General features: G+C 50.1%; 11 protein-coding genes. 2 read left to right on the top strand and 9 right to left on the bottom strand.

The window, feature by feature from the left end:
* Window positions 1-26 precede the first annotated feature (26 nt).
* The 6 genes from trxB to hprK form a co-directional block, all read right to left on the bottom strand.
* Window positions 27-980: a thioredoxin-disulfide reductase gene (gene trxB / locus BBB58_RS06510; RefSeq protein ID WP_074036283.1), complete on the bottom strand. Its 954-nt coding sequence runs from the start codon at window positions 978-980 to the stop codon at window positions 27-29.
* A 68-nt stretch (window positions 981-1048) separates the two neighbouring features.
* Complete coding sequence (locus BBB58_RS06505; protein ID WP_074036281.1) at window positions 1049-2521, bottom strand: tetratricopeptide repeat protein; 1473 nt, start codon at window positions 2519-2521, stop codon at window positions 1049-1051.
* Window positions 2522-2815: 294 nt separating this feature from the next.
* The gene (locus tag BBB58_RS06500; RefSeq protein ID WP_074036278.1) at window positions 2816-3298 is read right to left on the bottom strand and encodes an acyltransferase; all 483 of its coding nucleotides are present in this window, start codon (window positions 3296-3298) and stop codon (window positions 2816-2818) included.
* Window positions 3291-3941 carry a pyrophosphatase PpaX gene (gene ppaX / locus BBB58_RS06495; RefSeq protein ID WP_074036276.1) on the bottom strand — a complete coding sequence of 217 codons (651 nt, stop codon included), beginning with the start codon at window positions 3939-3941 and terminating at the stop codon, window positions 3291-3293. Before ppaX ends, BBB58_RS06500 begins: the two co-directional genes overlap by 8 nt.
* On the bottom strand, window positions 3941-4759 hold the full coding sequence (gene lgt, locus BBB58_RS06490; protein WP_074036274.1) for a prolipoprotein diacylglyceryl transferase: 819 nt from the start codon (window positions 4757-4759) through the stop codon (window positions 3941-3943). The genes ppaX and lgt overlap by 1 nt, the downstream gene beginning before the upstream one ends.
* 2 nt (window positions 4760-4761) lie before the next feature.
* On the bottom strand, window positions 4762-5697 hold the full coding sequence (gene hprK, locus BBB58_RS06485; RefSeq protein WP_012726929.1) for an HPr(Ser) kinase/phosphatase: 936 nt from the start codon (window positions 5695-5697) through the stop codon (window positions 4762-4764).
* Between the two features lie 274 nt (window positions 5698-5971).
* Here hprK and BBB58_RS15375 point away from each other — a divergent pair, with 274 nt between their 5' ends.
* A complete protein-coding gene (locus tag BBB58_RS15375; protein ID WP_244150695.1) occupies window positions 5972-6202 on the top strand; it encodes a hypothetical protein in 231 nt (76 codons plus the stop codon).
* Window positions 6203-6238: 36 nt separating this feature from the next.
* Here the strand turns inward: BBB58_RS15375 and BBB58_RS06475 are convergent, their stop codons facing one another.
* The 3 genes from BBB58_RS06475 to uvrB all read right to left on the bottom strand — a co-directional run bounded on the left by BBB58_RS06475 (window position 6239) and on the right by uvrB (window position 12318).
* The gene (locus tag BBB58_RS06475) at window positions 6239-7408 is read right to left on the bottom strand and encodes a DUF4097 family beta strand repeat-containing protein (protein WP_012726931.1); all 1170 of its coding nucleotides are present in this window, start codon (window positions 7406-7408) and stop codon (window positions 6239-6241) included.
* Window positions 7409-7473: 65 nt separating this feature from the next.
* The gene (uvrA, locus tag BBB58_RS06470; RefSeq protein WP_074036272.1) at window positions 7474-10347 is read right to left on the bottom strand and encodes an excinuclease ABC subunit UvrA; all 2874 of its coding nucleotides are present in this window, start codon (window positions 10345-10347) and stop codon (window positions 7474-7476) included.
* Window positions 10348-12318, bottom strand: coding sequence for an excinuclease ABC subunit UvrB (uvrB, locus tag BBB58_RS06465; RefSeq protein WP_074036270.1), 1971 nt, complete (start codon window positions 12316-12318; stop codon window positions 10348-10350).
* A gap of 462 nt (window positions 12319-12780) precedes the next feature.
* Here uvrB and BBB58_RS06460 point away from each other — a divergent pair, with 462 nt between their 5' ends.
* Window positions 12781-13488, top strand: coding sequence for an MIP/aquaporin family protein (locus BBB58_RS06460; RefSeq protein ID WP_047795079.1), 708 nt, complete (start codon window positions 12781-12783; stop codon window positions 13486-13488).
* Window positions 13489-13490: the final 2 nt, after the last annotated feature.

The following is a 13490-nucleotide window of genomic DNA, read 5'->3' as shown; positions in this document are numbered from 1 at the left end:
GTTCCCCGCAGTCCTACCTTCTTGAATCATGCGTTTTGTTCTTGCAACGATTCGAGGAGCCCCTCGATGAAGTGTTGAGCATTCTGAGCGGCAATCGACCCGTCGTTCGTCGCTGTGACGACTTGACGGAGCGTTTTCTCACGGACGTCACCGGCCGCGAAAATCCCTGGGATATTCGTTTCCATCGCCTCGTTCGTGACGATGTAACCTTGTTCGTTCGTGATGCCGAGGTCTTGAACGAATCCTGTAATCGGGTTCATCCCGATATAGATGAAGACGCCGTCAATCTCGTGGTCTGTCTCTGTCCCGTCAACTGTGCTGACGAGACGAGCTCCACCGACTTTCCCGTCTTTCTCTGTGATTTCTTTCAATGTGTGGTTCCAAATGAAATCGATTTTCTCATTGTCGAACGCACGTTTTTGAAGAATCTTCTGAGCGCGAAGCTCATCGCGACGGTGAACGATCGTCACCTTGTTCGCAAAGCGTGTCAAGAAGACACCTTCTTCAACAGCCGAGTCGCCACCACCGATGACGAACAAATCTTTCCCTTTGAAGAACGCTCCGTCACATACCGCACAATACGATACGCCACGACCACCGAGTTCTTCCTCTCCCGGTACGCCGATTTTCTTATACTGAGCACCAGAGGCGAGGATGATTGCACGTGCTTTATAGTCACGGTTGTGCGCATGCACGATTTTATATTGTGTTTCATCCGAGATGCTTTGCACGTCCCCATATGCATACTCCGCACCGAACGCTTTCGAATGGTCGAACATTTTTTGAGACAAGTCAGGACCAAGGATGCTGTCATAGCCCGGATAGTTCTCGATGTCTTCCGTGTTGGCCATCTGACCACCTGGAATCCCACGTTCAATCATAAGTGTTGAAAGGTTCGCACGTGAAGCATATAGCGCAGCGGTCATTCCGGCAGGACCGGCACCGATGATAATGACGTCATAAATTTTTTCTTCTGTCATGTTGATTCCACCTCTGCAAGAAATTGATTGCCTTTAGTATAAGAAACCTGTAAGGGTATCGTCTATCTTTATGCTTGTTCGAGTGTCCGTTTGAACGAACGAACCGTCTCTGTCAACGTGTCGACCGAGAGATGGAAGGCGTCCGCACAATCTTCGAGAATCAATGCGTCCCGTTTCGTATAAAACATCCAGACGAGCGCAGCGGCCGATGCCGTTACGTCCATGAATGATTCATCAGACAACAGAAGCGTCGCGAAACGTTCATAGAAGTCGCCCTCTAGGCTCATCCGTTCCGCTTCTGATACATGTGCTTCAGCCAAAACGAGCGCATCAAACGCACGCTTGATCCGGACGTCTCCTTTGAACGGTTGCTGACAAAGGTCGGCACGACACATCTCTGCGAACGCACGGACCGTCTCGTTTTCCGTCACCGCATTCGTGAGCGCAAGCGCTTCGAACGCTTCGTCATCTTTTAAGTTGGCGATGATTCGGATAATCTCGATTCGAGCCAAGTCGCTCTCTTGACGCAATCCTTGGACGAGTGCCGAACGAAATTCGAGGTTTTCTCGGATGTCGAAGCTTTGTTTCTCTTCAAACTGTTTCATCTCTTCATTGTTCAAGTAGGTGGCTGCCTCTTCAAGTCGTCCTGTCTTATAGGCAGACACGCTGAGCCAATGCCCAAACAATGGGTCCCCACGGAATCCGCGGTCTTTCAATAGACGCAGTTCTTCATATGCACGGTCGTAATGTCCGACAAGCGCGAGTGTCGTCGCCAATTTATAACGTAAGTCAAATTGGAGTGGACGGACACGTGTGAGCGGTGTCGACAACTGCAGGGCCACTTCCGATTGACCCGCTTCATGGAGCAAGAGAATCGTGTTCAAGATTGCATGCAAGTTGCCTGGATTTTGGTCGAGCACGTATTCGAGCGTCCGGAATGCCGCTTGGTCATCACCAAGGTAAAAACTGACGACCGACAGATTGTTGTATGCTGGCCAAAACGATGGATATTGACCGATGAGACGCTCGAGTGTCGCCTTTGCCGCAAACAATCGTCCTTTATCGATTTGACGCTGCGCTTCCGTATGCCACGTGATCAATTCGTCTTCTTCCTCGTCCTCTAGCTCTTGTTCGAGTTCGATCAGTTCAAGAAGGGATTGCACGGCTTCCGTGAAGTGACCTTTCGTGTCACGGGCGAGATATTCGGATGCATAGTGCGCCGCTTCCTCATATTGAGAGACATAGGCACAGTTGCTTGCTAAGTGATACAGTGCCTCTGTTGCGGTCTCATCGAGCTCTAATACTCGTTTCCACACGTCATTGGCGTGGTAGACCTCCCCTACTTCAAATAACAGTTCTGCGTACTGTTTATGATAGTCGACGCGATGCGTGGCTGCCGCTGTCGCTTCAGACATGAAAAAAGTCGCTTCATCCAGGCGACCTTCACGTAACGCACGACGACCTCTATAGTAGTGGAGCTCCGCAGCGAGCGGAGATTCTGGTTCGGGTAGCGTCATTACTGCTTCATAGTTCGCTTCCATATTCTAAATCCTCCACATCATCTCTAAATCTTTTTTTTGTTGCAGGGATAAGAATACCGCACTCGAACAGCGAGGGCAACTGAAAAAGATAAAAAAAATTGCGACTATATTCCCTCTATAATGAATATTTTTTACTATGTTCAAAAATTGTTTTTGAACGAAAATATGATAGCTTCATTTCTGTACATTTATCCATGAAAAAGCGGCATCTCTTTAAAAAAAAGTGATACCGCTCAAGTATTATTGATTCTGTATGAACAAAATACTCATGAAAACATTTTGCGAAAAATTGTGTCAAATATGTGTCAACGATTGAAGCTTTGAACCGATGACCCGCTCTCCTGGTAAGACGTCACGGTGCACGACCGCGCCCGCGCCGATGACGGCACCGTCCCCGATGGTTACCCCTGGCAGGATGGTAACGTTCGCACCGATCAATACGCCATCACCGATGATGACGTCCCCGATCCGATACTCGTCTACGAGATACTCATGACAGAGGATCGTCGAATTGAATCCGATGACCGTATTGCGACCAATCGTGATACGTTCCGGGAACATGACGTCCGGTGTGACCATGAGAGCAAGGGCACTATATTCTCCGATATTCATCCCGAGGAACGTCTGGTAAAGCCAACGCTTTGCCTTCACCGACGGAAAGTAACGACCGACCAGAACGACAGTCGTGTTTTTGAAGACACGCAGAAAGCGAATCGTCTGATACATTTGCCAAAGCGGATTCGGTCCCTCGATGTGATATCGTGTCGTCTTACGCATGAATACTGACCTCGTCTAGCCACGCCTCGAAATGTTCCATCGAGTCGATGATGACGTCCGGTTCGAGCGATTCGAGGAATGGACGCCCTTTGAGGGCCCAGCCGACAGCGACCGTCTTCGTTCCGGCATTTTTCCCGCTGAAGATATCCGTGTCGTTGTCTCCGACCATGACGGCGCGTTCTGGTGACGAGTCGAGTGCTTGTAGTGCACGCTCGACCGGTTCAGCGTGAGGTTTTTCGTTCTCGACATCATCCGCTGTCACGACGACGTCAAATAAGTGGTCGATGTTGAACAATCGAAGACCGCGCTCGACGACTGGACGACCTTTCGACGTGACGATGCCCATCTTGTATCCTTTCGCATGAAGGCGATATAGCCCCTCGATGACTCCTGGGTACTCTGCGACGAGTTGGTCATGCATGGCGATGTTGAAGCTCCGATAGAAGGCTTGCATCTCTTTCCATTCCGGCTCGTTGAGTTCACGGAACGACTTTTCGAGCGTCGGTCCGATGAATCGATAAATGTCTTCATCCCGATACGTATGTTCCGGGAAATAATAGTCGAACGTATGGCGGAAACTCGCGATAATGAGTGGGTTCGTATCGAGTAATGTACCGTCTAAATCAAATAAGAGCGTATCCATTAATCAAACAATCCTTTCTCTGATGGGTCGTTGTAACGTTTCGCCTTGCGACGAAGAATCATCGTGACGATACCGAAGAGGATCAAGGCGATTGACACCATTTGCGCCGCACGCAAATCTCCTGACATGAGACTATCCGTACGAAGTCCCTCGATATAGAAGCGACCGATTGAGTACCAGACGAGGTATGACAAGAAGATATACCCACGTCGTGGATTGCCAATCATGCGCCACGCGACGAGAAGGATGACCCCGATGATATTCCATACACTTTCATATAAGAAGGTCGGGATATAATACGTCCCATCGATGTACATCTGATTGACGATCCAGTCTGGTAGCATGAGCGTATCTTGCAAGAAACTACGCGTCGTCTCGCCACCATGTGCCTCTTGGTTCATAAAGTTTCCCCAACGCCCAATGGCTTGTCCAAGAAGAAGCGATGGCGCCAAGATGTCCGTCACTTTCCAGAACGACATCGACTTTCGCATACAATAGACGATGACGACAAGGAGAGCACCGAAGATGGCTCCATGAATGGCAATCCCACCTTGACGAATGTCGATGATTTGTCCGAGGTTCTCTGAATAATAATCCCATTGGAACGTCACGTAATAAATGCGCGCGAAGACGATGCTGATCGGAATCGACCAGATGACGACATCCACGAGTCGTTCCGAATCATAATTGATACGTTTTGCTTCGTATAAGGCGAGGACGAGACCAAGCATCGCCCCGAAGGCGATAATCATGCCGTACCAATAGATTGGCAAAGAGCCAATCTCAAACGCCACACGATCAAATGTCGGTTCTACCATGCTCACAAGTCTCCTTCAGTATCCTGAATCGCGTTCGCGAGACGTTCTGCGAACTCTTCAGCCGTATTGATTCCCATATTTTGCAGACGATAGTTCATCGCTGCGACCTCGATGATGACTGCCAAGTTTCGACCAGGTCGAACGGGGATGGTTAAGAGCGGAACTTCACTATCGATGATTTTCATCGTGTTGTGGTCGAGTCCGACACGGTCGTATACTTTGCCCGCGTCCCAGTTCTCCAAGTTGACGATGAGACTGATCTTTTTATGCGACCGAACCGCACCCGCACCGAACAACGTCATGACGTCGATGATGCCAATCCCACGAATCTCGAGCAGGTGACGAATGAGCTTCGGTGCTGATCCGACGAGGAGCTGGTCCCCCGTTTGACGAATCTCGACTGAATCATCGGCGACGAGGCGGTGCCCCCGTTTGACGAGTTCAAGTGCCGTCTCAGATTTCCCGACACCACTCTGGCCCTTGATGAGGACACCAACACCGTAAATATCGACCAGCACACCGTGCATCGCCGTCATCGGTGCTAGTTCCATCTCTAGGAAGTTCGTAATTTGTGATTCGATCGATGTCGTCACCGCATTCGTCCGCATGAGAGGAACGTTTGCCGCTTCCGCCTCTTCTTCGATTTCTTTTGGAATATCGAAGCCACGCGTGATTAAAATTCCTGGCGTCTGTTCCGTACACAAGATTTTAGCTCGTTCACGACGCTTCTCTTCCGAGAGGCTCGCATAGAATGTCAACTCCGTCTTCCCAAGCACTTGCAGGCGGTTTTTGGCATAGTGCGTATAATAGCCAGCAAGGACGAGACCCGGTCGACTCAGGTCGGGTGTTGCGACCGGTCGATGAAGTCCTTCCTCTCCCGCAATAACTTGAAGTTTAAAACGCTCAACAACTTGAGCGGTACGTACGATATTTTGCATCAGTATCTGCCCCTTTCACGCTCATTATTGTATCATAGCTCTTTCTAAGACGGGCTAGGGAAGTGATGAAGAACGTGTCAAAAAATTGTTGAAACCATCCTATTACACCGTTCGTATGTAGGGTATAGGCTAACTAGGAGGTGGAATAATGGAAGGTTTATTTGGAATTGTCATCTTATTTGCGCTAGTGATTGGAATTGGGTCCCTCGTTTACATCATCAAATCGTTAATCGATATGTGGAAAGAATAAGCCGCGACGAAAAACGAGACGATCTTGCTCTTGTTCATCTTGAACATAATCGGATTCTTCTTGTCCGGAGCGCTCATCTCCATGATTGTCGCCATCATCTTCTATTGGAATCGCTCGAAGTCGATGCGCCTTCTTGGAATCATTCTCTTGATTGCCGGACCGGTCCTCTTCATCGTGTTTGCTATCAGCGCCTTCACTCTGTTTGATACACAGATGATGGATTGGCAACAGATGGAGTACGAAATGAATCTATAATCAAAAAATCCCGAAGGCTCAGCCTTCGGGATTTTCTTATTGTTGATGGAACGGATTGTTCAAATCGCCCGGGTCGACAGGATCGACCGGGTCAGCCGGTTCCACTTTATCTTCATCGAGGAATGTGGATGGCGTATAGACCGAACCGTGCTCCAAATCGATTGTACCGGTACGCGTCCCCGCCTCTACTTCGATACGAGGGGTTTGACCGCGACCTGATAAGAATTCTAGACGACGCTGTGCGACGTCCTTGCGGTCACGGATGATTTCAAGCTCATCAAGCAAGCAATGCAGACCACCGAAGTTCGTCTCGAGCTCCCCTTCGACCTCGACGCCGTGTGGTAACACGAGTCGAATGTTCCCGGCGAGTGACGCAAGTTCAAACTTCGCAGGACGAGCTGTCGCCAGTTCCGCGCGGATGTTTCCGTTCCCGGTCTTGAGGGAGGCTTTATCGTACTTCCCACCGACGATGACGGCACCGTTTCCGGTCCGAACGTGAACGAGTTCCGCTTCGACACCTTCGACCTCGACCGTCCCATTCCCAGTGTTCAGTAATAGTTCGGATGCATGCACGTCATGGAGCACGACACGCCCGTTTGCGGTTTGCACACGAACGTTCTCGACATCGAGACCATCGGCACGGACTTCACCGTTCAACGTTTGAACAAGAAGATGGTTGAAATGGTGGTGCGGGACGTACAGTTCCACGTGGGCCCGGACGAGTTTATCACGGAGCGAAACGACGAGACGATCACCAATGACAGAGTGCTTAACCGCAGACTGTAACTGTTCGAGCGCCTTATCCGCGTCTTGTTGGCGAAGCGGACGACCCGTGACAATCAGTTCACAATCTTCGGCATCAGACGAAACAATTGTCGCCGACGCGTTGAACAGGTCGAGCGAGATATCGCTACCTGTGAACGGGAACGACTTCGAATAAGTCACTTCCGGACCAAAGTTCGAGCTGAATGAAAAGTCGCTGTCGCGAAGTTTCGTCACGAGCCCTTCCACTGCAGATGTCAGTTTCGTTGTGAGCGATTCAACCGAATAGGCATCGACCTTTTCTGTATCCTGTCGCTCTTCAAGCGCTTGAACCTGTTCCGGTTCAAGTCGCTCGAGACGTTCGAGTTGCGTCATCGCCTCCTCGATCGTCATCTTGCCTTCCTTCACTTGCTGGAGAATCAGTTCACGCATTTCTTGTTTCACGTTCGTTTTCCCCCTTCAATTTGGTTGCACGTCAATTACCTTCCCGTTTCTCACCATTTCTATACTTATTTCTTTTTTCTTTCTTTCGGTTTCACTCGGGCTGCATCTCGTTCGAGAACCGGCTTCAAATACTTACCGGTATACGAGCCTGACACTTCCGCGACTTCTTCTGGTGTCCCCGTTGCGACGATGAGTCCGCCACCATCTCCACCCTCTGGTCCGAGGTCAATCAAATAATCGGCCGACTTGATGACATCGAGGTTATGCTCGATGACGAGCACCGTGTCCCCGTTCTCGACAAGACGTTGCAACACTTTCAACAAGCGCGCGATGTCGTCGACGTGAAGACCGGTCGTCGGTTCGTCCAGAATATAAATCGTTTTCCCGGTCGACCGTTTATGAAGTTCCGAAGCGAGTTTGACACGCTGGGCTTCCCCACCCGAAAGTTCCGTCGCCGGCTGACCGAGTTTCATATAGCCAAGACCGACGTCATAAATCGTTTGAATCTTCCGCTTGATTTTCGGAATCTTGTCAAAGAATTCGAGTCCTTCCTCAATCGTCATATCAAGGACGTCTGCGATCGTCTTTCCTTTGTACTTCACTTCGAGCGTTTCACGATTATAGCGTTTCCCGTGACAGACCTCACACGGAACGTAGACGTCAGGAAGGAAGTGCATCTCGATTTTGATGATCCCATCCCCACGACATGCTTCACAGCGCCCGCCTTTAACGTTGAAACTGAAACGTCCCTTCTTATAGCCGCGCATCTTCGCTTCATTCGTCGAGGCGAAGACGTCACGAATATCATCAAAGACACCCGTATACGTGGCCGGGTTCGAACGAGGGGTCCGTCCAATCGGGGATTGGTCGATATCGATGACCTTATCGATATGCTCAAGTCCTTCAATCTTCTTGTGCTTGCCTGGCTTCGCTTTGGCCCGGTTCATATTGTGCGCGAGCGATTTGTAGAGAATCTCATTGATGAGGGTCGATTTACCCGATCCCGAGACCCCTGTTACGGCAACGAACATCCCGAGTGGAATGGAAACGTCGACGTCTTTTAGGTTGTTCTCTTCTGCTTTGACGATCTTTAAGAAACGTTCGTCTGGCATCTTCCGTTCAGCCGGAAGTGGGATGAACTTCTTCCCGGCAAGATATTGACCGGTGAGCGAGTTTTTATTTTTCATCAATTGTTTCGGTGTCCCGGCTGCGATGACCTGTCCGCCATGTTCTCCTGCGCCTGGTCCGATATCGATCAAGTAGTCGGCTTCCATCATCGTGTCCTCGTCATGCTCGACGACGATGAGCGTGTTTCCGATGTCCCGCATCTGTTTGAGGGTCGAAATCAACCGGTCGTTATCACGTTGATGAAGACCGATGGATGGTTCGTCAAGGACATACAAGACACCCGTGAGACGAGACCCAATTTGTGTCGCGAGACGAATCCGCTGAGCCTCCCCACCCGAGAGTGTTCCAGCGGCACGAGAGAGCGTCAAGTAGTCGAGACCGACGTTATTCAAAAAACTGAGTCGTTCCCGAATCTCTTGGAGGATGAGACGGGCGATGGCGATCTCTTTCTCGCTCAACTGCTCGTTGAGTCCTTCAAAGAACGCGAGTGCGTTCACGACCGATTTCTCCGTCACTTGCCCGACGTGCTGACCCGTGATCTTGACGGCGAGCGACTCTTCTTTCAAGCGATAGCCGTGACATGTCGGACACGCATGTGTCGCCATGTACATTTCCATCTGCTCACGGATATAGTCGGATGTCGTCTCCCGGTAACGGCGCTCGATGTTACGGAGCACCCCTTCAAAGAAAATGGTATTCGTCCGTACTTGACCGAAGTCGTTCTCGTAGCGGAAGAGGAACGATTCCTCCGAAGATCCGTTCAAGACGAGGTCCTGATCACGTTTTGATAGGCGCTCGAACGGCACGTCCATGTCGATGTTGAAATGCTGGCACATCGCAGCCAAAAGTTGTGGATAGTACTGGGAACTTGTCGGTTGCCATGCGGCAATCGCCCCCTCTTTCAACGTCTTCGACGGGTCCGGGATGACGAGTTCTGGGTCAACGTCTAGTTTCGTCCCAAGACCATCACACGTCGGACATGCACCGAATGGCGAGTTGAATGAGAACATCCGAGGTTCGAGTTCGCCGATGGAGAATCCGCAGATCGGACAGGCGTGATGCTCACTGAAGAGAAGCTCGGTGCCATCCATCTTATCGATAATGACACGGCCGTCCGCAAGACGTAATGCCGTCTCGAGTGAGTCGGCGAGGCGCCCTTCGACGTCAGGTCGGACGACGAGGCGGTCGACGACGACTTCAATCGAATGCTTCTTGTTTTTATCGAGCTCAATCTCATCCGTCAATTCAATCGTTTCACCATTGACACGGACACGGACGAATCCCTCTTTCTTTAACGAGTCGAATACTTTCACGTGCGTCCCTTTCCGACCCGACACGATTGGCGCCAAAATCTGGAGTCGTGTCCGCTCCGGCAACTCCATCACCTGGTCGACCATCTGCGAAATCGTTTGACTCGAAATTTCGATGCCGTGGTTCGGACAGACCGGTTTCCCGATTCTTGCAAACAATAGACGAAGGTAATCATAAATCTCGGTCACCGTCCCGACCGTCGAACGCGGGTTACGACTCGTCGTCTTCTGGTCAATTGAGATGGCCGGGCTAAGTCCTTCAATCGTATCGACGTCTGGCTTATCCATCTGTCCAAGGAACTGACGGGCATAGGCGGATAAGCTCTCGACGTACCGACGCTGTCCTTCCGCATAAATCGTATCGAACGCAAGTGACGATTTCCCGGAGCCGGACAAGCCCGTCAAGACGACGAGCTGGTCACGTGGGATATCGATGTCAATATTTTTTAAATTGTTGACGCGTGCCCCTTTGATGACAATCGCATTTTTCTTTTCAGCCATTTAATTCCCTACCTTCAACTCCAAGATTAAGTCACGCAATTCGGCCGCGCGTTCGAACTGGAGATCGCGTGCCGCTTGCTTCATTTCTTCTTCCAACTTGGCAATCGCCGCCTCGCGTTCGGCCGGCTTCATCGTACTGAGCGATTCGAGTGCTTCCTCTTCCGCCTCGACCGTCGCCCGAATGACCCCTCGGACGTCTTTTCGAATCGTCTGCGGGGTGATGCCATGTTCTTCATTATAAGCCTGTTGAATCGACCGACGACGATCCGTCTCTTCGATGGCACGCGCCATCGAATCGGTCATCTTGTCCGCGAACAAGATGACATGTCCGTTCGCGTTACGCGCCGCTCGTCCAATCGTCTGGATGAGCGAACGATCTGAACGAAGGAATCCTTCCTTATCGGCATCGAGAATCGTCACGAGACTGACCTCTGGAATGTCAAGACCCTCCCGCAACAAGTTGATTCCGACGAGCACGTCATATTTACCGAGACGAAGGTCACGAATGATTTCGATTCGCTCGAGCGTCTTGATTTCGGAGTGCATATAGTTGACCTTGATTCCCGCTTCGCGTAAGTAATCGGATAGGTCCTCTGCCATCTTCTTCGTGAGCGTCGTCACGAGCACGCGCTCGTCGCGCTTGATGCGTTCGCGAATCTGATCCATCAAGTAGTCAATCTGACCTTTGATCGGATGAATCTCGATTGTCGGATCAAGTAACCCGGTCGGACGGATGATTTGCTCAATCATGTTCGGCGTATGTTCGAGTTCGTACGGACCTGGTGTCGCCGAGATGAAAATCGCTTGTGAGACTTTCTTCTCGAACTCATCGAACTTGAGCGGACGGTTATCCTTCGCCGAAGGGAGACGGAAGCCGTGGTCGACGAGCACTTGTTTCCGTGCCTGATCCCCGTTGTACATCCCGCGTACTTGTGGGAGCGTCACGTGCGACTCATCAGCGACGAGTAAAAAATCTTCCGGGAAGTAATCGATTAACGTGTACGGGGTTGAACCTTCAGGCATCAAGTTCAAGTGTCGCGAATAGTTCTCGATTCCTGAACAATACCCCATCTCACGCATCATTTCCAAATCGTAATGCGTTCGTTGCTCGAGTCGTTGCGCTTCTAAGAGCTTCCCTTCTTCGCGGAACTTCTCAAGTTGTTCCTCAAGTTCCGCTTCGATGTTGACGATTGCCTTTTGCAATTTTTTGTCGCGTGTGACGAAGTGGGATGCCGGGAAGATGGCGACGTGATCACGGTCTGCGATGATTTCACCCGTCAACGGATCCATCTCACGGATGCGGTCGATCTCGTCTCCGAAGAACTCGATGCGCATGCAGTGTTCGTCACGCGATGCTGGAAAGATCTCGACGACGTCCCCGCGGACACGGAAACGTCCACGCTGGAAATCGATATCGTTTCGTTCATATTGAATGTCGATGAGTTTACGTAACATCTCGTCACGTCCCATCTCTTTCCCGACGCGAAGGCTCAAGACGAGGCTCCGATATTCTTCCGGGTTACCGAGACCATAAATACAGGAGACAGATGCGACGATGATGACGTCATCGCGCTCAAAGAGAGCCGACGTCGCTGAGTGACGCAGCTTATCGATTTCATCATTGATTGAAGCATCCTTCTCAATGAACGTATCCGTCGACGGCACGTACGCTTCCGGTTGATAGTAGTCATAGTAACTGACGAAGTACTCGACCGCGTTGTTCGGGAAGAACTCTTTGAACTCCGAGTAGAGCTGACCGGCGAGCGTCTTGTTATGGGCGAGAACGAGTGTCGGCTTCTTTACTTCTTGAATGACGTTCGAGACGGTAAACGTTTTACCCGTACCCGTTGCACCGAGGAGCGTCTGATACCGGTCACCTCGATTTACACCTTCGACAAGCTGTCGAATCGCTTCAGGCTGGTCGCCTCCTGGTTGAAATTCAGATTGTAATGCAAACGGAATCGATTCCATAAGATACTCCTCACCTTCTCATTTCATAAGTGTCTTGATTATACCATAGACACGAACAAATATTCGCTTATTAGCTTGTAGGTTAATTCATTTTATTTCTTTTTTTCATTCTATCCATTGTTCATTTCTTTTTCCTTTACTGTGTCAAAAGAAACATCTTGTTCCATCCAAATCATCACATCAAGATTTCAACAGAATCACTTTTGTGGCATAAAGCATTACACTTTTCAGATTGGACTATGTCCCTAGTAAATTGGAATGCTTGAAAAAAAAGAAAAAAACATCCACTTCGTGAACGTTTCGCTCTGCTTCTTAACTCTTTTGTGAAGTTTACAGCTGTAAATGTGAACATTTGTAGGAAAAAAGTAGGATTTTTTTAAAACACTGTTTTAAAACGCTTACATTTTGGGCATATAATGAAGTGGTAAGTCAAATTGCATAAGGGAGAAAGGGGAGTATCACATGTCAGCATTTGTCAGTGAAATTATTGGTACGATGCTATTGATTCTGCTCGGTAACGGTGTCGTCGCCGGCGTCGTCCTCCGCCATTCCAAAGCGGAAAACTCTGGCTGGATTGTCATCACAATGGGTTGGGGTCTTGCCGTTATGGTCGGGGTCTACGCAGCCGGAATTTACGGAGGCGCTCACATCAACCCTGCCGTCACGATTGGTCTCGCGACAGCAGGCGAATTCCCATGGGCTGATGTCCCACTTTATATCCTCGCTCAGTTTATTGGAGCCATCATCGGGGCATGTTTGGTTTATGTCCACTACAAGCCGCACTATGATGCGACAGACGATCCTGGTTTAAAACTGGCGACGTTCTCGACAGCTCCAGGTATTCGAAGCACGCCGTACAACTTGATTGGTGAGATTATCGGAACATTCGTCCTTGTCTTTGCATTGTTGTCATTCGGGGCAAACACATTCGCAGACGGACTCAATCCACTCATCGTTGGTTTCTTGATTGTATCGATTGGTCTTTCGCTCGGTGGTACGACGGGATATGCGATCAACCCGGCACGTGACCTTGGGCCACGTATCGCACACGCATTCCTTCCAATTAAAGGAAAAGGATCTTCAGATTGGGGTTATTCATGGATCCCGGTCGTCGGTCCGATTATCGGTGCGATTATTGCCGCACTCATCTACGGTATTCTCGTCCCTTAACA

It is taken from the genome of Exiguobacterium profundum (assembly GCF_001909285.1).
Lineage (GTDB): Bacteria > Bacillota > Bacilli > Exiguobacteriales > Exiguobacteriaceae > Exiguobacterium > Exiguobacterium profundum.
Note: the sequence above shows the minus strand (reverse complement) of the source record. Positions and strands in the feature narration are given on the sequence as shown.